We start from the raw sequence: 26331 nt of genomic DNA on the forward strand, positions 1-26331 counted from the left end.
TTTTGGATTTGAAGTTATTAAATAAAGATATACAAGAATTTATCTGTAAAAACTTAAGTACATCTATCTCTAAATTAGCGTTACAAAAAAATCCCTTTCCTGAAGTGGAATGGATTACTATTTTAAAACAAATTGAAGCCAAAGCTAAAGCTAAAGAAAAACTTCCTAGTTGGTTTTCAACCGAAGAAATCTTGTACCCAACAAAAATATCTATTGAACAAACCTCTTCCGAAAAAACGGCATTATATAAAAGCACCATCGTTTCAGGAGAAAGTTTAATCGATTTAACAGGTGGTTTTGGAGTAGATGATTTCTATTTTTCGAAAAAAATAAGAGCTGTAACACATTGTGAAATTAATGAGGACTTATCTACAATTGTACAACATAATTTCAAAAAATTAGAAGCAAATAACATTACTTGCTATACAGGAGACAGTACTGAAATACTTATATCATTAGGGGCTAAATGGGATTGGATCTATATTGATCCCTCAAGGCGTAATGAAGTCAAAGGTAAAGTTTTTATGCTCAAAGATTGCTTACCTAACGTTCCTGAAAATCTAAATAGTTATTTTGAAAATTCAGATGCTATCTTAATTAAAACTGCTCCATTATTAGATTTATCTGCAGGTCTATCTGAATTAAAAAATGTAAAAAAAATACATATTGTAGCTTTAGAAAATGAAGTCAAAGAATTACTTTGGGAACTTCATAAAAATTACTCAGGTTCTGTTACCATCCACACAGCAAATATTCTTAAAAATAAAACTGATGAGTTCAAATTTGTAATTAACGAACAAAATTCTTTACCCGACTATAGTTTGCCACAAGAATATCTTTATGAACCCAACAGCGCAATAATGAAATCAGGAGGTTTTGATGAAGTTGGTATATTTTATAAAATAAATAAGCTACACAAACATTCTCATCTGTATACATCTAAAAACTTGATAGAAAGTTTCCCCGGTCGCATTTTTAAAATACAAAACATGTTTAATTATAATAAGTTCGAAATGAACAGCTTTATGAAAAACAATAAATCAAATATCACAATTAGAAATTTTCAAGAAACGGTAGAAAATATTAGAAAAAAATGGAAAATTAAAGAAGGTGGGAGTGACTATTCTTTTTTCACTACAGATGAGGATAATAATAAAATTGTATTAATTTGCAACAAAATATAAAAAAATGAAACAAGTCTTTTTAATTGTAATTTTCTTCATTACAAACTCTTTATTAGCACAAAAACCATGTGAATACAGCGAAAATATATCTGATTCATTAGGAACCTACAAAGTCACAAAAGACTATATGATTTCTGAAAGTCATTTTGCAGGTAATTCTAGTTATATATTTTTCTCACTAGCCTCTACTGATGGAATGCCTACCTTAAATCTACAAATGATTCAAAAAAGTAAAAGCTTTATGAAAGCAAATTGTTTTGATAAAAATTCGAAAGTATACCTTCAGCTTCAAAATGGAAAAATAGTAACATTGCTACATCTTGATCAAGAAAATTGTGGCTCTTTAATTCGTGACGACAAAGATTTTGACAACCGTATAATATCAGGTAAGTTTATGTTCATAAAAGGTTCATTCGAAGATTTAAAATCATCTCCAATGTCATTAATGCGAATAAAATTCTTAACTGATATTTCTGATTATGTAATACAAAAAGAATTCACATCAGAATTAAATAATATAATCTATAAACCTGAAAATTATTTTATTGACAATTTAAGCTGTGTAGAATAAATAGTTAATCACAGTCCCATTTGGCATTAGAAACAGGATCTTTTAATGCCATTTTTAAATTATAATGCCACCATTCTGAATCAAAAGAAATAAACCCATTTGCAATCATTACTTTTTTCAGTAACTTTCTATTCGCAAGAATCTCTTTCGGTAATTTCAAATAATTGTGACTAGCTTCAACACCAAAGAAATCAAAATCAGTTCCCATATTTAAAGGTTTTCCTTCTAAATAAACCAGACTAATATCTACCGCTCCGCCCCTATTATGTATAGAACCTTTTTTAGGATCCGCAACATACTTAGGATTAGAGACAATCATCCACATCTTCTTTTGAATATCTAAAGGCCTATAACAATCAAATAATTTAATTCGATATCCCTTTTTAATAAACTCTTTATTTGCTTTAACTAAAGCATTTACTGTTTTTAACCTAATCAAACATTCAGCGCAATCATAAACTTTAGCCTTTAAAAAATTATCTTCAGTAGCATATTTCATATCATATATAAAATCAGTACTGTAATCTTTTAAATTTACAAATGTCGTATCACTCAAAATAATGTTTTGATTAGCTGTAATCTTTACCTGAGCGTTAGAGATACTGCATATAGCTAAAAAAACAAAAGCCAATAAATAAGAATCTTTTGAAATCATAAGTATTACTTTTTTAATATTATAACCAAACTATTTTTTCATCAATAGCACCAAGTGTTTTTTCTGTTGAAGGAGTATGAAAATATCCCATATAAAAGAACCCTAAACAAACTTCACCCTTAGCCAAGTCAAAAAACTCGTGCATATATTTAATAAGCGGTGGTGAACTCCAGTAAGAACCTATTTCTAATTCTGTAGCCATCAACCACATATTTTGAACAGCCATAGCAACAGCAGCAATTTCTTCCCACTCAGGTACAGATTCTTTCTGGTCTCGTTGCATACAAATAGCAATAACAGCGGCTGCTTTCTTAGGATTTTCCTTTATCTTATTATATTTAAACTCAGAAAAAGTTGGACCTATATCTTTAAACTTATTCGCTAAAAACAAACCTAATTCCTCCCTAGTCTCACCTGTGATAACTTTAAAACGCCAAGGGGCAGTTAATTTATGATTAGGAGCATAATTAGCACTCTCAAGAATTTTAAGTATTAATTCCTTGGAAATATCTTTATCAATATATTGATCAGGCATTATAGAACGCCTTGTTTTAATTGCCTCTTCTACATTCATCTAATTGTACATTAGTCATTAATAATCAAATCAAAGATACCAAATCTAATAAAACTAACATAAGTAGCTTTAGTTAAATCTAGAATTAAATAAAATAAAAAACCCTAATAACTATTTATAAGTTATTAGGGTTTAATTCCGCGGAGAAAGAGGGACTACAATAATCCAAATCAGTAAAAACAAGGATTATCCAATTATGTACACAAACTCAATAAATTCAATACTTAACAAAGTATTTTTTAATAATTGATATTGGATAAGTTTGGATTTAATAGTATAATATTGGACTATTGTGGACTAAATGTGGGCTAGATTTTGTATCTTTATGTAATATAAAAAGGGAAAAATATGGCATCAATTTACCTACTTCTTCAAAGTAAAAAAAGTCCAGCAGTTATTTATATTCGTTTGCGTGATGGCAGAAATACGGATATAAAAGCAAAAACAAATTATCACATTGATCCTAAAGATTGGGATGATGCTGAACAACGACCAACCAAAAGAGCAGTTAAAGACATTGATGTTGCTAACCTGGACACAGACTTAGTAACATTAAAAAATGACCTTTTAAAACAGTACAATAAAAGTAAGGGAATAAAACTGATTGATGCGCAATGGTTGAAAGATTTTATTAATCCACCACAAGAAGAAATAAAACATCCAGATAAATTAGTAGATTATATTGATACTTTTATTGAGTTTAAAAAAGCCGACGTAAAAAGCAGCACAATTACAAAATGCAATGTAATTAAACATTTATTAATGAGGTATCAAGAGCATACAAGATCAACTATATTTATTCGTGATGTTGGTGCTAAGTTCAAAATGGACTTTGAAAAATATTGCATTCAAGTTGGTTATGCTCCAAACACAACAGCTCGTAATATTCGTTTTATAAAAACATTCTGCCGTCACGCAAAAGCGAATGGAGTAGAAACACATTATCAATTAGATAGTATTAAAGCCAAATATCATAAAGTCGAAAATATTTATTTAGATGAAAATGAGATTGCATCAATTGAAAAAATAAAAGTTTCAGAATTAACAGATGGTTTGGAAAATGCTCGTGATTGGTTATTGATAAGTTGTTATTGTGGCCAAAGGGTTTCTGATTTTTTACGTTTTGAAAAATCTATGATTAGACATGAAAAAAATAAAGCAGGAGATCTGAAACCGTTGATTGAGTTTACACAGGTCAAAACAGATAAAATAATGACAATACCATTACATTCAAAAATCATTGAGATTCTAAAAAAATATGATGGTAATTTCCCTCGAAAAATATCCGACCAGAAATACAATGAACACATCAAAAAAGTTTGTGAAAAAGCAAAAATAGAACAGCCAATTCACGGGGTTTTATTTGACCATAAAATTAAAGCCAAAGTAGAAAAAGACTACCCAAAATGGAAATTAGTTTCTTCGCACATTGGGAGACGCTCTTTTGCTTCTAATAATTACGGGAAGATTCCAACTTCATTTTTAATGTACATCACTGGACACACTACTGAAGCTATGTTTTTGACTTACATAGGCAAAAGCAATAAAGATATTGCAATGGAATTAACTAATTACTTCTAAAATTCGAAGCTTTTTTTTTACTTTCACACTTTTAAAACGAATTTGCAAACTGATGGTTGAGTTAAGCAGCAAAGAAAAGGAGGTTTTAGACTTCCTTTTAGAATTTATAGAAATGGGTATTTTTAGTATTGAGCAGCATGAGAGAGACTTGGGCAGACTCGATTATTCTTTATGTTCTGATGATAGCGAAAAGCAGCTTATTACAGAAAAAAAAATAGCAAAACTAAAAAAACGATTAAGTAAATGCAATCCAATTATTGCAGGTTATATAAACGCATTAACTACTTCTGATCCCTTAAATTCAAGCCATGAGGAAAAGCTATTAATGATAAGTAAAAACTTTTTATTAACAGAATACAGTGAATTATTCGAAATGTTAGTAAGTGAAGATATTAGTACAATTCAGGGATATCAATTTGAAAGTATTATCAAGAGTTTAGGTTTCAAATACAAACCTTTAAAAGAATTTATTCAAGCGGTATGTGATGTAAATAGTTTTTATCTGTACAAATCATTTCTTGAAATATCACAAAATGATAATTTATCCTATGAAAAGGTAAAAGATAAATTAAACAATGCTTTTTTTAGATTGGAAGCATTTATGAACGGGACCGTTAACCAATATGTTCACTTTGATTTTAATACCACGTTTACCGAGCTATTTTATTGTACTAGAAAACTAGAAAATGTCTCTTATGCTAATTATAATCTTATCGGAGAATATTGGGGATTAACGGAACAAATAAGAGTTGATTATGATAAATCGACTTTTGATAATCATAAAGCCTATGAAAATAAAGCGTTTTGCAATGATTGTAATGTTATTTCCTCAATTGCATGGGATAGAATAAGTGAGTTTAATTCATTTGCAACTCCAGATGAAATTGAAGAACAAAACAGGAAAAAATCAATTTCGGATGTGATAAAGGCTTCTGATAAAGTGGAAGCAGTTAAAGAAGAAATTAAAAATTTAATAGTAGAAACACCTAAAGAAGAATCGAACTTATATCCTCGAATTTTTACTTCTGATAAAGCATTTGACAAATTCAAAAATCTAGTAGAAGCATTCGGTAATGGTGATGAAAAATTAGCCGATTACAGTTTTGTTTTTCACCGCATGAGAAAAGATAAATTAATTTATGATGATTACCAGCAAACGCAATTTGTTTATTTTCTATTAGAATTTAATATAAATATCAGCAGAATAAAACCTAAAACCCAATTAGGAAAATCAGATTTAAGAGAAAGTATATACAATAGAGTATAAATACTTTTAAGAAACCGTGTCATAAAACACACGACTTCATTCAATCTACAACACGACTTCATTTGCAATTTTGACTTGTTAAACTTTAAAACAACAAGTCATGCAAACCAATTCAGTATTATTAGAAAGCCTAACAGTTGAACAACTTCAACAAATTATAGGTACGTCCGTTAGAAACGGTATTCAAGAATTTCAAAAAGAAATCCAATCCAAAAATGATGATGAAGCACTTCTCACCAGAGAGGAAACATGTCAATTCCTTAAAATTGATAGCAGCACATTATGGGCTTGGACAAATAAAGGAAAAGTCAAAGCCTACGGAATAGGCGCACGACGTTACTACAAGAAAAGTGAATTATTAGCTGGCTTATCCTTATTAAAAAAATAAGCTATGGAGGACTTTTCAATTACTCAAAAAGAAGCCGAAAGGATTTATGTAAAAATTGCATCCTTAGAGGTAAGCATCAAGAAACAGCAACAATACATTAACTCTGAAGACCTTTTCTTCGACAATGTAGAGTTTATGCAGCTGATGAATATTAGTGTCCGTACAGCTCAAAAATGGAGAGACGGTAAAATAATCGGATTCTCTCAGGTAGGTTCAAAAATCTATTATCGATTATCCGACATTCAAAAACTATTGAATGAGAATTATAATCCAAAGAGAGAATCTTAATCCTAAACTATAGCAAGCTGATGGTATCAAAATATAAAAACTTCGGAACAAGATTAGAGGATGTTTCAATCTTCACTATTTTTCAAGATATAAAATCCAATAAATACGAAAGCGAAATAAATGCAATTCGTTTTGCAATGCATTCTGAAAAGCTAGAAATGGCAGACAAGCTAAAAAGCGAATTACTAGCGTTTACTGCTTCTGGAACTTTTGGAAAACAAAGGAAAAAAGAATTCATTAATTCCTATTCTCAAATAGTAAATCTTGATTTTGACCATATTCCAGTGGAAGATTTAAGTAGTTTAATAACTAAAATAAACGGCTGTGAACTCACATTAGCATCGTTTGTTAGTCCAAGAGGGGAAGGTTTAAAAATATTCATCAAAATCAATTCTAATGCAGAAAAGCACACAATTGCATACAGTCAAGTGGCTAATTATTACCAAAACCTTACAGGTTTTGATTTTGACCCAAAATGTAAAGACATTTCCAGATTATGTTTTGTTTCCCATGATCCAAATCTTTTTATAAATGAAAATGCAACTATTTTTGAAGTTCAAGAAGAAAGCAAAAGTGAAGAAAAAGTAAAAACAAAGCCAAAACCGATTCAAGTTACACAATCCCTTTCAACAGATGAAAAATTAGATAATTGTTTGAAGTTCACAGAACAAAAAGAACAATATCACAACGGTAATCGTAATAATTTCATCTATCTATTGGCAAGTAATGCGAACAGGAATGGAATTTATCAGGAGGACACTTTAGATTATTGTATTACCAATTTTGATTTATCCGAAAGCGAAATTAAAACAACAGTTCAATCTGTCTATAAGAATCAAATTGCAGACTTTGCAAAGTTTGCAAACTATGCAATGTTGAAAACTACAGAAACTGCAATTGCAGAAGAAGATGAAAATAAAATAAGCAACGAAGTGGAGGAGGAAGATGTATTAAGATCAACACCTTTAATCCCGCAATCGGTTTATGATAATTTACCGCCTATATTGTTTGAAAGTTGTAATGTATTTTCAGACCTGCGTGAGCGCGATACTTTTTTAACCGGTGCAATGGCTATCCTTTCAGGATGCTTACCTAATGTTTCAGGTGTTTACAGTGGTAATGTAGTTTACCCTAGTTTGTTTTCTTTTATTTTAGCTCCTGCAGCTTCTGGAAAAGGAGCTTTAAAATTTGCAAAAGCATTAGCCGACAAATACCATGATAAAATGGTTGCTGAATCGAAAGAAGCTTTTAAAATATACGAAGAAAACTTAGCAGCTTTCAAAATGCTGAAAAGCAAAAGTAAATTAGAGGAAGGACAAGGAATGCCTGTAGCACCCCAATTTAAAGTGGTGTATATTCCTGGCAACACCAGTAATGCTAAGGTAATTCAACATTTAGATTGCAATGAAGGAAAAGGAATTATTTGCGAAACCGAAGCAGATACACTAGGACAAACATTTAAAAACGAATGGGGTTCTTATTCTGATATGCTTCGCAAATCATTTCATCACGAGAAAATTTCAGTAAGTCGCAAAACTGATGGAGAGTTTGTCGAAGTAAATGAACCGCAACTTTCAGTCGCTTTATCAGGAACTCCAAAACAAATTTTCAATATCATATCCTCTGCAGAGGATGGTTTGTTTAGTCGGTTTATATTTTATGTTTTCAAAACAGATGCTGTTTGGATGGACGTGTCTCCAAAAGGTAATCCTGTAAACCTTACAGACTATTTTAAAACAAAATCAACTGAAGTCCTGAAAATGGTAGAATTTTTCGAACGGGATAGTATGATATTGCAGTTAACAGAAGGACAATGGGAGAAACTTAATAATTCCTTTAGTACTTTCTTGCATCAAGTAAATACTTTTGTTAGTGATGATGCGCTAAGCGTGGTAAAACGTCTAGGTATTATTTTATATCGTTTTTGTATGCTTTTTACAGCTATCAGAAAATTTAAAGCAAATGATTATCATACAGAAATCTATTGTACTGATATTGATTTTGAAACTGCCTTAACACTCGTAACAACCTATTTGGAACACAGTGTGATCATGTTCAATAATTTACCTAAACAAGGAGAACAAGGACCGTTCAAATCAGGCGAAAAGAAAAAACAGTTTTTCGATGCTTTGCCTTTGGAGTTTAAACGCAAAGAAGCTATTGAAATTGGTAAGACTTATAAATTAGCTGAAAGAACAATTGATAATTTGCTAAAGGACTGTACTGGAACACTTTTAACTAAAACTGATTATGGAGTGTACAAGAAATCGTAAATGAAATTGTAAGGAATTCAAAAGTTGTTTTATATTTACGCAATGAAGTACTTTTGCTGTTTTAGAAGTGAATTGTAACTGATTAGTAATAATTGATCTATCCTTTAAATGAATTTTACAGATTATCACGCAAAATTTTTCGCATTCGACCTTACGCGCCAACTACCTTCAAACAGTATAGGAAAGTTTGTTTCATCATTACAAGATGCACAAGTTGATTTAAATCCACATCAAGTTGATGCAGCTTTGTTTGCGTTTCAGTCTCCTTTATCAAAAGGTGCAATTCTTGCAGACGAGGTTGGCTTAGGTAAAACAATTGAAGCAGGAATTATTTTATCGCAACAATGGGCGGAAAGAAAACGAAAACTTCTAATTATTGCTCCTTCCAATTTAAGGAAACAGTGGAATCAAGAACTTATCGATAAGTTTTTCTTACCATCTATTATATTAGAAACAAAGTCGTTTAACTATGAAGTAAAATCAGGAAACTTAAATCCTTTTAATCAGAGCGAAAATATACTAATATGTTCATACCAATTTGCAAAATCAAAGGCACATTATATAGAGCAAACAAAATGGGATTTAGTTATTATTGATGAAGCACATAGACTACGAAATGTTTATAAACCTTCAAATAAAACGGCAAATGCTATCAAGGAAGCATTGATGCCATATAAAAAAGTTTTATTAACAGCAACACCTTTACAAAATTCAATTTTAGAATTGTACGGTTTAGTTTCTATTATCGACGATTATGTTTTTGGAGATTTAAAAAGTTTTAAAGCTCAATATTCCAGAATAGTAGATGAAGAAAATTATGCTGAATTACGAAATAGAATTAAACCTGTTTGCCATAGAACTTTAAGAAAACAGGTTCTAGAATACATAAATTACACTAACAGAATACCAATTTGCGAAAAATTTAAGCCTACAGAGGAAGAGCATAAACTGTATATTTTAGTTTCAGAATATCTACAAAGAGAAAAGTTATATGCTTTACCAAATAGCCAACGTCAGTTAATGACTTTAATTTTACGTAAATTATTAGCTTCTTCATCTTATGCAATATATGGTACATTAAATTCACTCGTAGTTAAATTAGAAAATCTGCTTTCTAAACACGAAATAAATGATTTATTATTAGAACTAGATGAAGATTTCGAAACTGCTGATGAATTAGAAGAAGAGTGGCAAGAAGAGGAAATTCTTGTAGAAGAAATTGTATATTCAGAGCAAGATATTGAAAATATAAAAGACGAATTAAAGGACTTAAAAGAGTATAGATTATTAGCACAACATATTCGTAAAAATTCAAAGGCAGAACATTTATTTACGGCTTTAGAAAAAGGATTTACTGAATTAGAAAGACTTGGTGCTAATAAAAAGGCTTTAATTTTTACCGAAAGTAGGAGAACACAAGATTTTTTATACAATATTTTAGAAGCTCGAGGATACAAAGACAAAGTTGTTTTGTTTAACGGTACTAATACCGATGAGAAATCTAAAAGAATTTATAAAGAGTGGCTAATAAAACACAAAGGAACAGATAAAGTTACAGGTTCTCCAACAGCTGATAAACGTTCTGCATTAGTAGAATATTTCAAGAATGATGCAACTATAATGATTGCTACAGAAGCAGCTGCTGAAGGAATTAATCTTCAGTTTTGTTCTTTAATTGTAAATTTTGATATGCCTTGGAATCCACAACGAATTGAACAAAGAATAGGTCGTTGTCATCGTTATGGTCAAAAACATGATGTAGTTGTAGTTAATTTTTTAAATGTAAAAAATGAAGCAGATGTAAGAGTTTATGAACTACTAGATCAGAAATTTCAATTATTTAATGGAGTTTTCGGAGCAAGTGACGAAGTTTTAGGAAGCATTGGTACAGGTGTAGACTTTGAAAAACGTATTGCTCAAATATATAATAATTGTAGAAAACCAGAAGAAATTCAAGAAGCTTTCGACCAATTGCAAAATGATTTAAAACCACAAATATCAGAAAGACTAGAAGAAGTAAAATCTACTTTAATGGAAAATTTTGATGAGGAAGTTAGAGAAAAGCTTCGCTCTAGTATGCTTGAAACTAAAGAATCACTATCTAGGTTTGAAGATAAATTATGGAAAACAACGCAATATTTTTTAGCTGAAAAAGCTCATTTTCAAAATGATTATTCTTTTAAATTACTAGAAAATCCTTTTCCTAATGAAAATATTCATGCGGGTCCATATATGATTTTAAAAGCTAACGAACATGGTCGAAAATCAGAAATTGAAATACCAGATGATACCAATGTATATCGTGTTGGTCATAAGTTAGCACAAAGAATTTTACAAGGTTGTAAAGAATTAGATACTCCAATAAAAGAAGTCATTTTTGATTATACTAATTCTAATACAAAGATTGTCTATTTAGAACAATTTATTGGTACATCGGGTTGGATGAAAATTCAATTAATACAAGTAAATTCATTTGAGTTGGAAGAATATTTCTTGATAAGTTGCTTTACTGATGATGGAATTATAATAGATGATGAAATGGCTGGCAGGTTTTTTTCTTTAAATGCTTGTTCAAAGGATGAATTTTCAAGTAATCAAGTAATTGAGCAAACTTTTAAAGAATCACTGTTCTCATTAAAACAAGAAATTTTAAATGAAAATGCATTAAGAAACCATAACTTTTTTGATGTAGAAATGGATAAATTAGACCAATGGGCAGACGATATGAAAATAAGTCTTGAAAAAGAAATTAAAGACATTGATGCCGAAATAAAACTTAAAAAAGCAGAAGCTAAAAAAACACTAAATCTAGAATTAAAAGTAAAAGCACAAAGAGAAATTAAAGAACTAGAAAGTAAACGAAGCGAAAAAAGAAGAAGACTCTTTCAGGCTCAAGATGATATCGATATTCGTAAAGAAGATTTATTAACTGATATAGAACAACGATTAAACCAAAAAATAATAGAAAAAGACATATTCAGTATACGTTGGAAATTAATATAATTTAGCTGTACATAATACCATATCATAAAAAATGGCAAATAAAAATTTACAAAAACTAGAACTTACTTGGATTGGCAAAGGGGAAGAGCCTAAGTTAGAACCTAGAATACTAATAGAAAACCCCGAATACAGCTATGGTGACAAAAATGCTGAAAATATTCTGATTCATGGTGACAATCTATTGGCATTAAAAGCATTAGAGCAAAATTATGCAGGAAAAGTAAAATGTATTTACATTGACCCTCCATACAATACTGGTCAAGCATTTGAATATTATGATGATGGTATTGAGCATTCATTATGGTTAAATTTAATGTCACAAAGATTAAAAATATTATATAAGTTACTGTCTAAAGATGGAGTGTTATTTATCAATCTAGATGAAATCGAACATGCGTATTGTAAAATTGTTTGTGATGAAATTTTTGGTAGACAAAATTATATAGGTGATTTAATTTGGCAAAAAAGAAAAGGAGGAGGTAATGATTCCAGATACTTTGCAATTGATCATGATTACATACTAGTATACGCTAAGTTTAAGGATAAAGTGATACATAAAGAAAAATGGAAAGTATCACAAACTGAGGAATATCTAAAAAGATATAAAGAAGTTGATGAAAATGGTAAAAGGTTTTATTGGGACACACTTGCAAGAGATGGTCTTCAAAACCCTATAAGGATAGAAATAAAATGTCCAGATGATTCTATTTTAAAAATCAATTCACAAAAATCAATTGATACTATTAACGAAGGTTTAGTAAAAGGGAATATAAGATTAATTAAAAGTAAAAATGGTTGGACATTACATCACAGAGTGTATATGCCTTTAGGTCAAGTTTTAAGATCCATTCTATCAGAAGTGGGTACAAATAAAAACGCTGGTGATGAAATTAAAGCCCTTTTCGGTAGTGCTAAATCTTTTGATTATCCAAAACCCGAAGGATTAATAAATAAAATACTCGAGTTGACAACTAATCCAGGTGATTTAGTACTCGATTCGTTTTTAGGTTCGGGTACCACCGCAGCTGTCGCCCACAAGATGGGACGAAAATACATAGGTATAGAGCTGGGTAATCATGCTATTACACATTGTTACCCCCGATTAAAGCAAGTAGTGGATGGCGAACAAGGCGGTATCTCAAAATCAGTTAATTGGCAGGGTGGTTCAGGTTTTAAATTTTATAATCTAGCTCCAAGTTTGTTAAAAAAAGATAAGTTCAATAATTGGGTTATTTCAGAAGAATACAATCCTGATATGTTAGCAGCAGCTATGGCAAAACAAGAGGGGTTTAAATACCAACCACACGAATCGATTTTTTGGAAGCAAGGTAATTCCACAGAGCAAGATTTTATTTTTACAACAACACAGTTTTTAACAGTACAGCAAGTTGAAGCAATTGCCGAGGGTATGCAACCTGAGGAAAGTTTATTAATTTGTTGTAAAGCATTTCAAACAGAGTGTCAAAATAAATTTAAAAATATCACCATAAAAAAAATCCCATTGTTGTTGTTAGAGCGTTGTGAGTTTGGTAAAGACGATTACAGTTTAAATATTGTTAATGTACCATTTGAACAAGAAGATTACGAAGATATCGACGATTTACTTGAAGATGATAATAATGAGGATGAAAGTAATTTAGAGGATACTAATAATAACGCAAAAACATTATTCGACTAAATGAATACAACTATATTAAATGCAATTAAACAGCGTTTGTCGTTAAGATTGCCATTACAAGAAGCACTAGACATCACAGCTACGATAGCTGACCATATACCATTAAAAAAATCAAAACGTGTTACTAGTTTAGAAAACGATTTAGAAGCTATTAAAGCACTATATCCAGCATGTATAGATTTTCAAAGAGATTTCCCATCAGTTACTCATAATATTGCTACAGGTGTTGGTAAGACAAGATTAATGGGGGCTATTATTACTTATTTGCATTTAGCAAAGGGTATGAAGAATTTTTTTATACTAGCACCTAACCTTACCATTTACGAAAAATTAATAAAAGATTTTGGTGATCCTTCATATTCAAAATATGTATTTAATGGTATTGCAGAATTTGTACATAATAGACCGGTAATCATTACAGGAGATAACTATGCACAACAAGGTGGTTTGTTTAGCGAATCAGATATTCGAATCAATATTTTTAATATATCTAAATTCAATTCAGATAATAAAGGAACAAAAAAAGGTGGTGTGGCTTTAGCTCCAAAAATGAAAAGACTTTCAGAATATTTAGGAGAATCCTATTGGAAATATTTATCAAATTTAGATGATTTAGTTATTCTTATGGACGAAGCACATCGTTATCATGCAGATTCCTCTAAAAATGCTATAAATGAATTAAATCCTGTATTGGGTATAGAATTAACAGCTACACCATTTGATGAAAAAGGAAAAATCTTTAAAAATGTAGTTTATGAATACACATTAGCAAAAGCATTATCAGATGGTTTATATGTCAAAAATCCAACAATTGCAAAAAGGAAAAATTTTAAAAAAGGCGATTTAACAGAATCAGAAATAGAGTTAATAAAATTAGAAGATGCTATTTCTATTCATCAACAAACAAAAACAGATTTAGAGTTATATGCTTTAAACTATAATGAAAAATTAGTAAAGCCATTTATTTTAGTGGTTTGTAAAGATATCAATCACGCAAAAGATATATCTGAGTTAGTTAGTTCAGCTCAATTTTATAATGGCGTATATTTGGGTAAAGTACTTCAAATTGATAGTTCCACTAAAAAGGACGAAGAGATAGAGCAACTATTTGTTTCTTTAGAAAACCCTGACAACGAAATTGAAATAGTGATTCATGTAAATATGTTAAAAGAAGGTTGGGATGTATCAAACCTTTATACTATTGTACCGTTGCGTGCAGCTAATGCAGCTGTATTAATTGAACAAACAATAGGTAGAGGACTTCGATTGCCTTTTGGTGGTAAAAGAACAGGACAACCTAATATTGATAAATTAACGGTTATAGCTCATGATAATTTTGATACAGTAATAGCAGAAGCTCAAAATCCTGATTCTATTTTAAATAAAATGTCATTTATTGAATTTGATGAATCGGATATAAAAGAAAAAAGCATTGCAACAGTTTCTCAAAGTAAAGCAGAAGTAGAAATACATAAAGAACAAGAAGTTGTAAATACAATTAGTAACAAAACGGATAAACAAAAAGCTCAAAATTCGTTAGATGCAAAAAAAGCTATTTTATCGGTTATAGATAAGTTTAATAAACATAATGATGTAAAAAGTACGAAAGACTTAGTAAAAGAAAATGTTAAGTATGATGTGCTAATTGAAGTTGAGAAAAAACTAAGAGAAGAGTCAAACGATTTATTTATTGAACAAAAAGTTGAAGAAGCAAAAGAAAATTATAATAAGATAATTACTGGGTTTTCTAATAACATTATTGAAATTCCTAGAATGGACTTAGTGCAAGGTGATGTTCATGCCTACTTTGAGGACTTTGATTTAGATACTTCTTTCTTTTCATTTAAAGCATTAGAAGAAGAAATAATTAGAGTTAGTTTAATTAGCAAAGAAGTTGAAACGTTAAGAGCTATTTCAAGTGGTTCTTATAATAATCCAATTGAATCGATAATTAGTGAACTTTTAAATTTCTCGGAGATTGATTACGATGATAATGCTGATTTGTTACATAAATTAGCACAACAAGCTTATGATAAGATTGTAGAAACAAATGATTCCGATAAAGAAGTAACAAAGGCTGTTTTTCAATTTAAAAAAACAATTGCTGAAAGGATTTATATTCAGATGAAAAGGCATTTTAAATTAATTTTTAAAGATTATGAAAAACCAAATGTACTTGCTTTTACTAAAATTTTACAACACAATTTTTCTGCACTAGCAAATAATGGTTTTAGAGATTATAGAGATGTAATTAGTCCTGTAAGCCTTGTTCCTAAATATGTTTACAGAGGCTTTGAAAAAGCTTGCCATTTTGAATATAAATTTGACTCAAACACAGAGAAAGATTTAGCCTATATAGTTGAAAATGATAAAAATGTATTAAAATGGTTAAGACCAGCATCTAATCAATTTCATATTTATTGGGATAATAATAAAAGAAGATATGAACCTGATTTTGTAGTAGAAACTTTAGATGCTATCTATATGGTAGAACCTAAGAGTAAAGACAAAATGCAGGATGCAGATGTGCAAGCAAAAAAAGATGCTGCTCTAACATATTGTAAATATGCTACTGAGTTTAATATCGAAAACAATGCAAAACCTTGGTGTTATTTATTAATTCCTCACGATGAAATTACAAAGACAACTTCTTTCCAATTTCTTATTAATAAATTTAACTAATACTTAATGATAGTCACAGGCTACTATACCTTAGAAAATAAAGACAACTTTGATGAAATTGAAGTTGATGGTCCTTTTGACTGTACTCATAAAGGTGCTTGGCTCGGTAAAGGCTCATACTTTTGGGACACTAATATCGATTGGGCACATGAATGGGGTGACATTGGGTATATTAGAAGAGGTAAAAAATACTGCATCACTGAAACAATTATTGATTTAAGCAAAAACTGTTTTGATTTATTTGGTTCTGTTAGCTCGCAACAAGCGCTAATAGAGTGCATTGATTTAATGATTGCTAGCGGTAAAATTAAAGATGCCAAAAGTGCAGTAATTCCAAATTTAATTCAATTTATGAAAAATAACGGCATATTCAGTTATTCATCCATTAGGGCAGCAGATATGCATAGAAATATTATGAGATTAAAGTTTAGAGGAGATAGAAATGAATACATGATAATTAATCAAAGAGTTCAAATTTGTGTGATTCAAAGAAAAGGAGTACTTTTGCACCCATTAAAAGTGATTTTCCCATAATTTTCACTATATTTATACTATGAAATCACAGTTAGCACAAAAATTAAAAGAAGTTTTAGACAATATGTCTCAGGAGCAATTCGATATTGAGTGGAATGCAATTTCATCGCTTAATATGGAAGGTCCTGCATTTGAAGAAGCTATAGAATACTTCTCTATTCCTGATTCCAATGCTTCATCATTTGTATTAGCTCAAGAAAATGAATTTAACCAACCTTTTGTAGCTGGTGAAAATAATTACGCTTTAGCATCTTAACATGGAAACACAAAAAGCTTCAATCCAGTTTCTTAAATTCTTTGTAAAGGAAAGTTACATTTCTTTTAATGAAATAGGAGAATATAAAATTAAAATAGATTTCGATGCAAATGCATCTGTAAAAAAATCAGTAAATAAATATCATTTAATTATTGAAACAGTTATTTCAGAAGCAGAAGGTAAATTAAATATTCGTGTAGTTTCTGAATCAATTTTTGATTATGATAATGACTTAAGTATTGAAGAATTGAAAGATGGATTATTTACTAAAAATGCGCCAGCAATAGTTTTCCCATATATAAGAGCTTATATAGCTTCATTAACAGCTATTTCAGGTGTTCCTACTCTAAATCTTCCTACACTTAATTTAACTAAATTAGGAGAACAGCTTTTAGATAAAATGACTATTGAAGAATAAATGTTAAAATTTTAATAAAAAGTAAAAATAGGTTTATTCTATTAGCAATATTCATTTTAACTCAAATGTTTTAAGGTTTTATTTATATTTTTACTTATTATGAATTTTGATTTAGAAAAAGGAATTAGCTTTAAGATTGAAGGTGAGCTCGGTAAGTATCAAACTTTGCCAATTGATGCTTTAATCAAGATAGCTGAAACTTTTCAAAACCTTGTTTTATCAATTGCAAAAAATGATTTATCCTCTGATAATTCAATTGACTACAATAATTTTAAGATAGAATTGACTGATTTTACAAAGAGTAGCTCTGTTCCGTCCTTTGTTTTTACCCCAAGAATACAGCATACAACTTCCGACTATAAAGAACAAAGAAATATAATCAGTAGTAAATTGGTTCAATTGTTTGAAATATCAGACAAAGGAGATTATACTAAAATTAAAGACTATTACCCTTCTAGTAATAGCAGTAATGATATTATTGAAAATCTATATAATTTTACAAACAGTTTTAAAGGTTCTCCAACAACTATTTTTAGCAAAGACAATCTTTCTTTGAATTTTAAAGTTAAAAAATTTAAATCTGAAGTTAAAAAAAGCTTGTTGACCACAGTTGTTAATTTGGTAGAAGATAAGGTAGAACATAGTGCTATAGCTAGACTTATAGTAACTACAAAGGGCAAAAAAACAAGTAATAGAATTCAAGAAATAATTAGTGGACAAAGGCATACTATTGCTTATTCACCAGAAATTATTAATGTTAGTGATAAGCAATATATATTAAAATTTCCCTTGCATTGTTCGTTTATTAAGGAAGATGATTTTTACGTTATTAAAAATGAACTTATTGATATTACAGCTACAGGACTTACAGTCGAAGAAGTAGAACTGGATTTCAATGAGGAATTTGATTTTTTATTTACAAGACTTAATGAAATGGATGATAATAAATTATCTAAAAGAATGCAAGATATAAAGCTAGCTATTAATCTATTTGTAAAAGAAAAAATTAATGGTATTAGATAAAAATAAAACTTTAAAGAACCTTAAAAATAAAGGTTTTAGTATTGCAAAATTTAAGAGTGTTGACCATCATTATCTTGAGTTTTATCATAACGATTTATTGATTTTACATACTAAAATTAGTCACGGAAGCAAAAAAGATTTAGATGGTTATCTTATAAAGAAAATGTCTGATCAGTGTAAATTATCAAAATCTGAATTTGCCGAATTAGTAAATTGCACTCTTTCTCAACAAAAATACATTGATATTTTATTAGAAAAAGGATATATATAGTTTTTGTATCGAAATACATTTAAAGTAAATCTAGTATTCAAAACAATATTTACGTTTCAAAAACACGAGCAATCAAGCGGTCTCTCTACGGTCGTTCCCTTTGTTCCGTTCGGCTGTTCCAGTCGGTCAACCATACATTTTCATAAGAACTTTATCGGTAAATAAGCTATCTATTTTTCAATTCAATAGTTTGGTTTCCCTCCGTTCCACAGGCACTTCACAGCACAATAAAAATAGCCGCTTGAAAATAAGCAGCTATTTTTTTGCGCTGTTTCGTTCCTCATCTTCACACGGTCTCTTCCTGCGTTCGGTCGGGCTACCATAACCATAATACCGCTTCATTTCGTTACGCTCCGCAGGCTACGCTTCACTACATTCCAGCCGTATTATGTTTATAGCCCTCCAGTTTTTCAGCGGTTGCTCCTTCGCACCGCCATCGGGGTTAGCACCGCTTACCTCATTTCAATTTTAAATAAGCAATTGTTTTATTACAACTTCTCTTCTCCATTCACATCCGATTCGGTCGCTTTGCCCTAAATCAAGGAACGCCTACGGCTGTCTTTTATTTTTTCCCCGCCGTTACACGCTCATATCCACTTCATTTCGCTACGTTCCTCCGCTCAATTCCCGTGTCTATGGTGGCTGTTCGATTGCCGCAACCCCGCCACTGCGCTCCTCATACACAAATAAAGTTCCTTGCCCCTTAAAAACGGGGCACCACTTTATTTGTTCCTTGCGGTGCTTGGGGGTGTTTGATTGCTGTTTCCATAAGAACATTCCCCAGAATAGGATTTCAACAACATTTAGTGCTTCCGATTGAAAAAAAATAAATAAAAAGATAGCAAAGGTAAGTTACGGTTTCAAAAAGTAAAGTTCAAGCCCTACGGGTTTTTGAAGAAATCTCCACCCTTACATTTTCATAACAATTACTTTTTCTGACGATACGCATACGATTCCACATCAACACTTGGGTAGTATTTCTTCAAAAAAACTTGACTTCTTTTGAAACCTCCACTTTAGAGACGGCTTTCTTTTTTTTCTTTTTTTCTTTTAAAAATGATATGGTGCGGAGCGTAGCGAAAGCATCATTTTAATCCAGAAGTTATGCCGAATCCAATCATTAAAACGCACAGAAAAGAGTCAGTTTGCCGAGATAATCAGATTTACATCTTGAGCAAAGGCTTGAATAGTGGAAAGCCTCAAAAGACAGCTTTTACAAATAGCTTTGTTGTCACTTTTTCAAGCAAAGAAGAAGCCGAAACAATTTACTGGCTTATTTATAGTTTATGGAAAGCTAATTTTTGGCATCAATACCTTTGTGGTTCCGTAATCCCATTTTTACGGATACATGAGTTCAAAAAGAACTTTATTCCGAAGCTCAACCAAATGTTATCTAATATGGAGCAACACCAAAAACAGATAAATGCTTTGCAAATTATTGAAATCCAAGAAAAGCAATTTCAAAAAAGCTTGATTTTAATCAATGAAATGAGAAAGACGATTTTAGCTCATTATTTTAAAAAGTAACACATTGTACCGACTAATACATAATTGCTCTTTATTCGCTCTTTATGTCATATATGATTGCACGCTATAGATAAACTGGTGAAAAACAAAAAGCCCTCTCGTTAGAAAGGGCTAAGATTGCAAGTTTGCAAAGTTTGCAGTCTTGCAAACTGATGGTATTGTTAGAAAATATCTTCTATTTTTAAAGCATTACCAGCATTGAATAAATAATAATTGTTTCCAACTTTCTGATAAAATTCAATTCCCATACTACCAATTACTGATACATCAGTATTTAATGTTGGCGCACCCGGTAATGTGGCGGTAACTTCAATTAAAGTAGTCGCAACATCTACAGCAGAATAATCAGAATAAGCGACATTTGACATTTGATTCAATACTGAATCAGAAGGCTCATAATTTCCTGTTACTACAGAAACTGCATTAATGATCCTAAAATGTGTAGCGCCTGATGGAATGTTTAAGTAATTAAGCGGATTAAATGAATCAATGCTTAAAGTGCTTTCAATTCTAGAAGCAGCTGGGGTAAAAGTATAAGGAGCATTAAAAATACCGTTAAATGAAATGTTACGATTAAAATCTAATCCTTTCAAATATTGGGGTTGTTGAGAAATAAGAATAGCTCGTTGACCTCTGGCTTCGGAACCATCTTCAATGTTTATTTTTTTCATAATGGCAGTTAATCGACCAGTCAATTGACTATCTGACATTTGCTTCATTAATGATGATAAACCAACACGAACTGATTTTCCAGCATTGGCACAAGCTCCAAATTCACTCATATTTTCACGAGTACGGATAAAGCCAGGTGCAGTTTTAATTTGTTCAGCTGTAGGACCTCCTTTTAGTCCAGCGAAGTAACCTTCATTTCCTTTTATTTTGAAATGTCTAACTTCTCCTAATGTTCCGACATATTTGATATGCCCTTTCTGTCTTGCCATTTTGTTACAATTTTAAATTATTAATTTATTTTGTTAAATTTACAATGTAAGCAGCTTTTAATCAATTGTTTAAATAATGCTATCTGATGCATTTAAACGCATTAATAATTATGGAAAGAAAAATTATTCTAAAAATCAAAAGGTTTGTAGATGGTGATGGACTAATTGCGGAAGAGTTCCATTCCAAAAAAGAGTTTGAAATACGATTATATGGTATTGATGCACCTGAAATGAATTATTGTAGCAAGATTAAAAAGGACGAAAAAAAATTAAATATTCCTGCAGCACTATTAATTAAACTGGGTTATAAGTCATTTGAGTTTTTTAAATCGAATATGCAAATAGGGGAGATTTGCACTTTAGTCCAAGAGGAAAACAATCTTTTTGACAAATACGGAAGAACACTTGGTTATTTAATTCTGAGCAGTGGTAATGTAATGAATGAAATAATGATCAGAGAAGGCTATGCAAAGCCGTATAGCAACGTATTTTGTAAAAAGCTTCCAATGTATAAGGAATGGAGTTTGAAGGCTAAAACAGACAAAAAAGGATTATTTGCTATTGTGGATAGCTTTTAATTCAGTTGTGGGCTAAATGTGGGCTAGAACTAAAAGCAAAAAACCCTAACTTACTGATTATCAGCTGTTAGGGTTTTTGTTTTGCGGAGAAAGAGGGATTCGAACCCCCGGACCTGTTACAGTCAACAGTTTTCAAGACTGCCGCATTCGACCGCTCTGCCATTTCTCCAATAAATCACAACCACTATCTGATTGCAGTTGCAAATTTAAACATTTATTCCATTTAAAAAACATAAATCTAAATTATTTTATATTTATTTTCTAAACAAACAATTAACATCCAGTATTAAAACTACTTAACATCATTATATATATTTATTCAATATAAAAAAACAATAATTACAAATTAACTTAATCAATACAAAATAATTATGGCGTGACCCAAAAAAGGCAATCAAGACGAAAAGTTGTGGGGAAATATTAAAAACCAGATATTTATGTTTCCAAATTCCAGCAAATGCAAGATTCCTACAGCGAGCTAATCAAGTTATTATTACCTGAAATCATTGTTGAATATTTTGAAATGACCTCTTATAAAAAGGAAGAAGAGATACTTCATCTTTATTTAAAGGAGATTAATTCGATTCCCAAAGAATACAGACCTTTTAAATTAAGTTCAAAAGGCTTCTTTGATGAGATAACCGTTCAAGATTTTCCTATTCATGGACATCAAGTATACCTGCATATTACTCGCAGACGATGGCTTAACGAAGACATAGGGAAGGTAGTTTTTAGTACCGATAGCTATCGGGAGGAATTTAGTAGCGGACGGAACTCGTGTAACACAGGAGTTTGCGTCTTTTTTAAAAGAGATCAATAGATTCCAGTCTAAATAATTGTAATGCTATCGCCTCCTTCTACGGGATTTCTGGAAGAAATTTACAATATTAATACAAAATTACTTAAGTGATTTTAAAGCTTGGAAACAAAAGTCGCACGCTAAACAATGGCTTATTTTTCCTAAAAATATTGGAAAACGTTTATCAATAGATGAAACATCTCTCTCCAATGGTGAACTCTATACCATTATAACTAACAAAGCTGTAAAAGGGAACAATAGTAGCCGTGATTGCTGGAACCAAAGCATAAACAGTAATTACTATATTAAAAAAATTACCATTAAAGCTTAGAAATTCAGTTACTGAAATAACACTCGATATGGCGGCTAATATGGGTCTTATTGCTAAGGAATGCTTTTCTAATGCAGTAAGGGTTACAGACCGATTCCATGTCCAAAAACTAGCGCTCGAAGCTTTACAAGAAATCAGGATTAAATATAGATGGCAAGTAATTGACATCGAGAATGATGCTATTGAAAAAGCTAAATCCACAAAAACTAAATTCGAACCCAAAATACTATCAAACGGTGATACCATTAAGCAACTATTAGCTAGAAGCCGCTATATCTTATACAAAAACAAATCAAAATGGACTGAAAACCAAACTGAAAGAGCGAGATTCTTATTCGAATTGTATCCTGATATTGAAAAAGCATACCAGCTATGTCAAGACTTACGAAATGTTTTTGAGAATACTACCGATAAAATTTATGGTCTAGGCAAATTAGCTCGATGGCATGAAAAAGTAGCTCAAGCTGAGTTTAAATCATTTAATACAATATCTAGATCAATACAGAATCATTATCAAACAATCTTAAACTATTTTGACAACAGAAGCACCAATGCTTCAGCGGAATCCTTCAATGCTAAAATAAAAGCTATTAGATCTCAATTTAGAGGAGTGAAAAACATAGAATTTTTCCTGTTTAGGTTAACGAAAATCTATGCCTAATTTTTACTACTCCACAGGTTTTAGTTATGATCCCTTAATAGGTAGTGTATTAAAAAGTGTATAAAAGTTATTATTATTATTATTATTATTTCAATAGAAAAAGAAGAAGTTTAGTGAAGCGTAGCGGAACTAGACTTCTTCTTTTTCTATTATTCTTTTTAATTCTTCAATCTCTCTAAAAACTGATACGGGATAAACATAGGATTTATATTCTTTTTCTATAGCCACTGATCCCATTAAAAAAAGTACCGATTCTGAGCTTGGCATTGCTCCTCTCATTTTCAATACCCGTTTGTAATCTCGATTTAAACGTTCTATCCAGTTGGTTGAATAAATCATTCTCTGAATCGAAATTGGATAATTTAAATAGGTGAAATATGCTATATTTCGCTGGTTTGAAAATGATTTTAAACTAGGATAACTTTTTTTATACTTTTCTACGAATTTACATAAATTTTCAAATGCTTCTACTACGGTAATGTTTTTTGTTTCTATTGCAAATATTTCAAGAAGTTCCTTGCCTATTTCTAAACGTTTTGTTCTAGGAAAAACTGCTAAAATATTACGTTTGAGATGCACTACACATAACTGATGCTGAGCATTAACAAAAGACCTTGCAATGGCATTTTCTATTGACGTTAAGCTGTCTGAGACAACTAGGCCAACACTCTGAACACCCCGTTCTTTTAATGATTCTAATTCTTGTTGCCACAACAAAGCTCCTTCTGTAGGATGATTTACAATACTAAGGACTTCTCTAGAACCATCTTCTTTAATGCCTAATATAGTATAATATCCCTCTTTGCTGACCGATTTTTCTCTTCGAGTATGAACAAAAGTTGCATCTATATAAAACACTAAATAGTGAGAATCTAATTTGCGCTTAAGCCAAATTGAAACTTCCTCGCGACTGTCTTTCATTAAATAACTGATCTGCTGCTTACTGTACTCTTTTCCGTAAATTTCTTCGTAAACATCACTAACTTGCTCGGTTGTTAAGCCTCGGCGATATAAACTAAAAATCAACATGCGATGTTCTTCATCTTCATTGCGAAGCACATTTAAAAGCACTGGATAAAATGTTCCATTTCTTGGATCAAGCTCAAAAGTTGGGGATTAAGCAAATAATTTAGTTAATCTAAATAGAAAGAAATCAACTTTTCTAACACCTCTGAACTGATTTCTAAAAGCTTTTATTTTAGCATTGAAAGATTCTGCAGAAGCATTAGTGCTTCTATTACCAAAATAATTCAAAATAGAATCATAGTTAATTTTAATGGTATTCATTATTGTATTAAAACTTTTTATTCCTAAGCGCTCAACATCGTTATACCAGTGTGCTAATTTTGTGATAGCTATTACTTTATCATTATTGTTATTGTAAATATTGCGTAATTTTTGACTTAAAAAGTAAACTGTTTTAATTTCTGGATATGCTTCAAATACTATTGTTGCCCTATCTTTTTGACTTTCGCTCCATTTGTTAGGACTTTTGTAGAGTAGAAACCTGCTCCTGGTGAGTAATTGCTTGGCAGTATCTCCGTTAGAGAATTCTTTAGAGACAAAAGGTGCATTGTTGAGTTTTGCTTGTAATATACTTTGGTTTTCTTGATCTAGCGCTTCCCATTTTAATCTAATGCGAACTTCTTGTACAGCTTCTAAAGCAAGTTTTTGAACATGGAAACGATCTGTTACTTGTGTTGCTTTTGGGAAAGATTTTTTAGCAATTAATTTCATGCTATTAGCCATGTCTAGAGTGATTTAAATGACCTGAGAACGTTTTTTAAAATCTATCCTTTGTAAATGATTAATAACTACTTCTGCTTTTGTTCCAGCAATAATGGCTACAATAGAACCTTTTTTACCTTTTCCTGTTTTATTGGTCACTACGGTATAAAGCTCTCCCATTGACAAGTTTACTTCGTCTATAGATAAATGACTACCCATGTTTTCAGGGAAAATTAGCCACTCATTTGCATGTTCTCGTTGTTCCCAATTGGAAAAATTGCTAAGATGTTTTTTATATTGTCGTTGCAATTTTTTACCATTAACACCAAAGAAAAAACCAATAGTATGACAATCGTTTGCTTTAGTATCTATTAATTTCTTTTAAAAAATCCGCAAACTCATGAGTCATGCGGGTTCCTTGTGCTACAATATTCCAATCTCGTTGTATGATTTCTTGAGTTTCTTTATCTGTCCAACGACGTCTTTTAATATGGAGATATACGAATTTCCCTCTAAGTGGAAAATCTTGAATTGTAATCTCATGTAAAAAACCTTTTGAGACTAGTTGTCGATTATTATACTCTTTGGGTGGAGCACTTTTTTCTTCAAAAAACAAATGCATTTTCTCTTGTTCAGTTTTGGTATTCACCAAATCAAAGTGTTCTACAATTAATTCTGGCAGTATAAGTTTTAATAGTTCTATATAATTTTCCAAGGGGTACTTTTTTGTCTGCTAATTTAATAAAAATCAAATCCCTCCCCAACTTTTAGGATTGATCCCATTTCTTGTTCTAGGTACTTTTAAAACCATTTCTTTACCAAATCCTCGTGCTTTCCTTGTACGATATCCATTTGCAGAATCTCCTGGATGCTCTAGTTGATGTAGATGTCGTTCACTTTTCATAAAAGCATCTAATGTCATTTGCATCAGTAAGTTTGTTCCATTTTCTGAATTTACTATATTCAACAATAATTCCGAAATTTGAGCGTGTGTAAGGTTCATAGTATGTAAGTTTATTTGTCATAATTTAAAATTACAACTTTTTTACTTTACACACTTTTTTAGTACAGTATCCATTAATACCAAAAACTTTCAGGAGAGCTCCCGCATAAATACATA

The 26331-nt window shown here is 30.8% G+C and carries 26 protein-coding genes, 1 tRNA gene and 1 pseudogene; 19 read left to right on the forward strand and 9 right to left on the reverse strand.

What is annotated here, in order from left to right:
* Nucleotides 1-2 precede the first annotated feature (2 nt).
* A complete protein-coding gene (locus tag ACVEGE_RS19445; protein ID WP_192501699.1) occupies nt 3-1184 on the forward strand; it encodes a class I SAM-dependent methyltransferase in 1182 nt (393 codons plus the stop codon).
* Between the two features lie 4 nt (nt 1185-1188).
* Nucleotides 1189-1755: a hypothetical protein gene (locus tag ACVEGE_RS19450; RefSeq protein ID WP_173853527.1), complete on the forward strand. Its 567-nt coding sequence runs from the start codon at nt 1189-1191 to the stop codon at nt 1753-1755.
* Between the two features lie 4 nt (nt 1756-1759).
* On the opposite strand, the gene ACVEGE_RS19455 is transcribed toward ACVEGE_RS19450, so the two are convergent.
* Both ACVEGE_RS19455 and ACVEGE_RS19460 read right to left on the reverse strand, forming a co-directional pair.
* A complete protein-coding gene (locus ACVEGE_RS19455; RefSeq protein ID WP_192501698.1) occupies nt 1760-2410 on the reverse strand; it encodes a M15 family metallopeptidase in 651 nt (216 codons plus the stop codon).
* 19 nt (nt 2411-2429) lie between these two features.
* Nucleotides 2430-2984 (reverse strand): nitroreductase family protein, encoded by a 555-nt coding sequence (locus tag ACVEGE_RS19460; protein WP_192501697.1) that lies wholly within the window; start codon nt 2982-2984, stop codon nt 2430-2432.
* Nucleotides 2985-3332: 348 nt separating this feature from the next.
* Here ACVEGE_RS19460 and ACVEGE_RS19465 point away from each other — a divergent pair, with 348 nt between their 5' ends.
* The 14 genes from ACVEGE_RS19465 to ACVEGE_RS19530 all read left to right on the forward strand — a co-directional run bounded on the left by ACVEGE_RS19465 (nt 3333) and on the right by ACVEGE_RS19530 (nt 20173).
* Nucleotides 3333-4565: a phage integrase SAM-like domain-containing protein gene (locus ACVEGE_RS19465; RefSeq protein ID WP_192501696.1), complete on the forward strand. Its 1233-nt coding sequence runs from the start codon at nt 3333-3335 to the stop codon at nt 4563-4565.
* Between the two features lie 52 nt (nt 4566-4617).
* Nucleotides 4618-5832 carry a hypothetical protein gene (locus ACVEGE_RS19470; RefSeq protein ID WP_192501695.1) on the forward strand — a complete coding sequence of 405 codons (1215 nt, stop codon included), beginning with the start codon at nt 4618-4620 and terminating at the stop codon, nt 5830-5832.
* 100 nt (nt 5833-5932) lie between these two features.
* Complete coding sequence (locus ACVEGE_RS19475; RefSeq protein WP_192501694.1) at nt 5933-6220, forward strand: helix-turn-helix domain-containing protein; 288 nt, start codon at nt 5933-5935, stop codon at nt 6218-6220.
* Nucleotides 6221-6223: 3 nt separating this feature from the next.
* Nucleotides 6224-6508 carry a helix-turn-helix domain-containing protein gene (locus ACVEGE_RS19480; RefSeq protein WP_192501693.1) on the forward strand — a complete coding sequence of 95 codons (285 nt, stop codon included), beginning with the start codon at nt 6224-6226 and terminating at the stop codon, nt 6506-6508.
* Between the two features lie 20 nt (nt 6509-6528).
* Nucleotides 6529-8781 carry a DUF3987 domain-containing protein gene (locus ACVEGE_RS19485; RefSeq protein ID WP_192501692.1) on the forward strand — a complete coding sequence of 751 codons (2253 nt, stop codon included), beginning with the start codon at nt 6529-6531 and terminating at the stop codon, nt 8779-8781.
* Between the two features lie 108 nt (nt 8782-8889).
* On the forward strand, nt 8890-11784 hold the full coding sequence (locus tag ACVEGE_RS19490) for an SNF2-related protein (RefSeq protein WP_192501691.1): 2895 nt from the start codon (nt 8890-8892) through the stop codon (nt 11782-11784).
* A 31-nt stretch (nt 11785-11815) separates the two neighbouring features.
* Nucleotides 11816-13462 (forward strand): site-specific DNA-methyltransferase, encoded by a 1647-nt coding sequence (locus tag ACVEGE_RS19495; protein WP_192501690.1) that lies wholly within the window; start codon nt 11816-11818, stop codon nt 13460-13462.
* Entirely contained in the window at nt 13463-16144 is a 2682-nt protein-coding gene (locus ACVEGE_RS19500; protein ID WP_192501689.1) for a DEAD/DEAH box helicase, read from the forward strand.
* A 6-nt stretch (nt 16145-16150) separates the two neighbouring features.
* Nucleotides 16151-16678 (forward strand): hypothetical protein, encoded by a 528-nt coding sequence (locus tag ACVEGE_RS19505; protein ID WP_192501688.1) that lies wholly within the window; start codon nt 16151-16153, stop codon nt 16676-16678.
* A gap of 19 nt (nt 16679-16697) precedes the next feature.
* Nucleotides 16698-16934 carry a hypothetical protein gene (locus tag ACVEGE_RS19510; RefSeq protein ID WP_192501687.1) on the forward strand — a complete coding sequence of 79 codons (237 nt, stop codon included), beginning with the start codon at nt 16698-16700 and terminating at the stop codon, nt 16932-16934.
* A gap of 1 nt (nt 16935) precedes the next feature.
* Nucleotides 16936-17352 carry a protein-export chaperone SecB gene (locus tag ACVEGE_RS19515; RefSeq protein WP_192501686.1) on the forward strand — a complete coding sequence of 139 codons (417 nt, stop codon included), beginning with the start codon at nt 16936-16938 and terminating at the stop codon, nt 17350-17352.
* 99 nt (nt 17353-17451) lie between these two features.
* Nucleotides 17452-18375, forward strand: a complete 924-nt coding sequence (locus ACVEGE_RS19520; RefSeq protein ID WP_192501685.1) for a hypothetical protein — start codon at nt 17452-17454, stop codon at nt 18373-18375.
* The gene (locus ACVEGE_RS19525; protein ID WP_192501684.1) at nt 18362-18646 is read left to right on the forward strand and encodes a hypothetical protein; all 285 of its coding nucleotides are present in this window, start codon (nt 18362-18364) and stop codon (nt 18644-18646) included. Before ACVEGE_RS19520 ends, ACVEGE_RS19525 begins: the two co-directional genes overlap by 14 nt.
* 1104 nt (nt 18647-19750) lie before the next feature.
* Nucleotides 19751-20173, forward strand: a complete 423-nt coding sequence (locus ACVEGE_RS19530; protein ID WP_192501683.1) for a DUF6943 family protein — start codon at nt 19751-19753, stop codon at nt 20171-20173.
* Nucleotides 20174-20334: 161 nt separating this feature from the next.
* On the opposite strand, the gene ACVEGE_RS19535 is transcribed toward ACVEGE_RS19530, so the two are convergent.
* Nucleotides 20335-21114, reverse strand: a complete 780-nt coding sequence (locus tag ACVEGE_RS19535) for a hypothetical protein (protein WP_192501682.1) — start codon at nt 21112-21114, stop codon at nt 20335-20337.
* Nucleotides 21115-21224: 110 nt separating this feature from the next.
* Between ACVEGE_RS19535 and ACVEGE_RS19540 the strand changes: the two genes are divergently transcribed.
* Nucleotides 21225-21692 (forward strand): thermonuclease family protein, encoded by a 468-nt coding sequence (locus tag ACVEGE_RS19540; protein ID WP_192501681.1) that lies wholly within the window; start codon nt 21225-21227, stop codon nt 21690-21692.
* A gap of 84 nt (nt 21693-21776) precedes the next feature.
* On the opposite strand, the gene ACVEGE_RS19545 is transcribed toward ACVEGE_RS19540, so the two are convergent.
* Nucleotides 21777-21861 (reverse strand) — tRNA-Ser (locus ACVEGE_RS19545).
* Between the two features lie 288 nt (nt 21862-22149).
* Between ACVEGE_RS19545 and ACVEGE_RS19550 the strand changes: the two genes are divergently transcribed.
* Entirely contained in the window at nt 22150-22512 is a 363-nt protein-coding gene (locus ACVEGE_RS19550) for an ISAon1 family transposase N-terminal region protein (protein WP_225738173.1), read from the forward strand.
* A gap of 326 nt (nt 22513-22838) precedes the next feature.
* Nucleotides 22839-23483, forward strand: a complete 645-nt coding sequence (locus ACVEGE_RS19555) for an ISAon1 family transposase (RefSeq protein WP_458008655.1) — start codon at nt 22839-22841, stop codon at nt 23481-23483.
* A 129-nt stretch (nt 23484-23612) separates the two neighbouring features.
* Here ACVEGE_RS19555 and ACVEGE_RS19560 read toward each other — a convergent pair.
* The 5 genes and pseudogenes from ACVEGE_RS19560 to ACVEGE_RS19580 form a co-directional block, all read right to left on the reverse strand.
* Nucleotides 23613-24563: pseudogene (locus tag ACVEGE_RS19560) on the reverse strand (IS256 family transposase); the annotation flags it as partial.
* Between the two features lie 36 nt (nt 24564-24599).
* Entirely contained in the window at nt 24600-25232 is a 633-nt protein-coding gene (locus ACVEGE_RS19565; protein ID WP_458008605.1) for an ISAon1 family transposase, read from the reverse strand.
* 12 nt (nt 25233-25244) lie between these two features.
* Nucleotides 25245-25520 (reverse strand): hypothetical protein, encoded by a 276-nt coding sequence (locus ACVEGE_RS19570; RefSeq protein WP_458008606.1) that lies wholly within the window; start codon nt 25518-25520, stop codon nt 25245-25247.
* 52 nt (nt 25521-25572) lie between these two features.
* Entirely contained in the window at nt 25573-25926 is a 354-nt protein-coding gene (locus tag ACVEGE_RS19575) for an ISAon1 family transposase N-terminal region protein (RefSeq protein WP_173854557.1), read from the reverse strand.
* A gap of 33 nt (nt 25927-25959) precedes the next feature.
* Nucleotides 25960-26214, reverse strand: a complete 255-nt coding sequence (locus tag ACVEGE_RS19580; RefSeq protein WP_458008607.1) for a transposase — start codon at nt 26212-26214, stop codon at nt 25960-25962.
* Between the last annotated feature and the right edge of the window lie 117 nt (nt 26215-26331).

This window comes from Flavobacterium sp. PL002, assembly GCF_054165825.1.

Bases quoted from the DNA above. Each gene is read 5' to 3' on its own strand.
- ACVEGE_RS19540 (WP_192501681.1), top strand. From the start codon at position 21,225: ATGGAAAGAAAAATTATTCTAAAAATCAAAAGGTTTGTAGATGGTGAT.
- ACVEGE_RS19490 (WP_192501691.1), top strand. From the start codon at position 8,890: ATGAATTTTACAGATTATCACGCAAAATTTTTCGCATTCGACCTTACG.
- ACVEGE_RS19510 (WP_192501687.1), top strand. From the start codon at position 16,698: ATGAAATCACAGTTAGCACAAAAATTAAAAGAAGTTTTAGACAATATG.
- ACVEGE_RS19465 (WP_192501696.1), top strand. From the start codon at position 3,333: ATGGCATCAATTTACCTACTTCTTCAAAGTAAAAAAAGTCCAGCAGTT.
- ACVEGE_RS19515 (WP_192501686.1), top strand. From the start codon at position 16,936: ATGGAAACACAAAAAGCTTCAATCCAGTTTCTTAAATTCTTTGTAAAG.
- ACVEGE_RS19485 (WP_192501692.1), top strand. From the start codon at position 6,529: ATGGTATCAAAATATAAAAACTTCGGAACAAGATTAGAGGATGTTTCA.
- ACVEGE_RS19580 (WP_458008607.1), bottom strand. From the start codon at position 26,214: ATGAACCTTACACACGCTCAAATTTCGGAATTATTGTTGAATATAGTA.
- ACVEGE_RS19505 (WP_192501688.1), top strand. From the start codon at position 16,151: ATGATAGTCACAGGCTACTATACCTTAGAAAATAAAGACAACTTTGAT.
- ACVEGE_RS19525 (WP_192501684.1), top strand. From the start codon at position 18,362: ATGGTATTAGATAAAAATAAAACTTTAAAGAACCTTAAAAATAAAGGT.
- ACVEGE_RS19450 (WP_173853527.1), top strand. From the start codon at position 1,189: ATGAAACAAGTCTTTTTAATTGTAATTTTCTTCATTACAAACTCTTTA.
- ACVEGE_RS19500 (WP_192501689.1), top strand. From the start codon at position 13,463: ATGAATACAACTATATTAAATGCAATTAAACAGCGTTTGTCGTTAAGA.
- ACVEGE_RS19475 (WP_192501694.1), top strand. From the start codon at position 5,933: ATGCAAACCAATTCAGTATTATTAGAAAGCCTAACAGTTGAACAACTT.
- ACVEGE_RS19470 (WP_192501695.1), top strand. From the start codon at position 4,618: ATGGTTGAGTTAAGCAGCAAAGAAAAGGAGGTTTTAGACTTCCTTTTA.
- ACVEGE_RS19520 (WP_192501685.1), top strand. From the start codon at position 17,452: ATGAATTTTGATTTAGAAAAAGGAATTAGCTTTAAGATTGAAGGTGAG.
- ACVEGE_RS19530 (WP_192501683.1), top strand. From the start codon at position 19,751: ATGCCGAATCCAATCATTAAAACGCACAGAAAAGAGTCAGTTTGCCGA.
- ACVEGE_RS19565 (WP_458008605.1), bottom strand. From the start codon at position 25,232: ATGGCTAATAGCATGAAATTAATTGCTAAAAAATCTTTCCCAAAAGCA.
- ACVEGE_RS19535 (WP_192501682.1), bottom strand. From the start codon at position 21,114: ATGGCAAGACAGAAAGGGCATATCAAATATGTCGGAACATTAGGAGAA.
- ACVEGE_RS19480 (WP_192501693.1), top strand. From the start codon at position 6,224: ATGGAGGACTTTTCAATTACTCAAAAAGAAGCCGAAAGGATTTATGTA.
- ACVEGE_RS19455 (WP_192501698.1), bottom strand. From the start codon at position 2,410: ATGATTTCAAAAGATTCTTATTTATTGGCTTTTGTTTTTTTAGCTATA.
- ACVEGE_RS19495 (WP_192501690.1), top strand. From the start codon at position 11,816: ATGGCAAATAAAAATTTACAAAAACTAGAACTTACTTGGATTGGCAAA.
- ACVEGE_RS19550 (WP_225738173.1), top strand. From the start codon at position 22,150: ATGCAAGATTCCTACAGCGAGCTAATCAAGTTATTATTACCTGAAATC.
- ACVEGE_RS19460 (WP_192501697.1), bottom strand. From the start codon at position 2,984: ATGAATGTAGAAGAGGCAATTAAAACAAGGCGTTCTATAATGCCTGAT.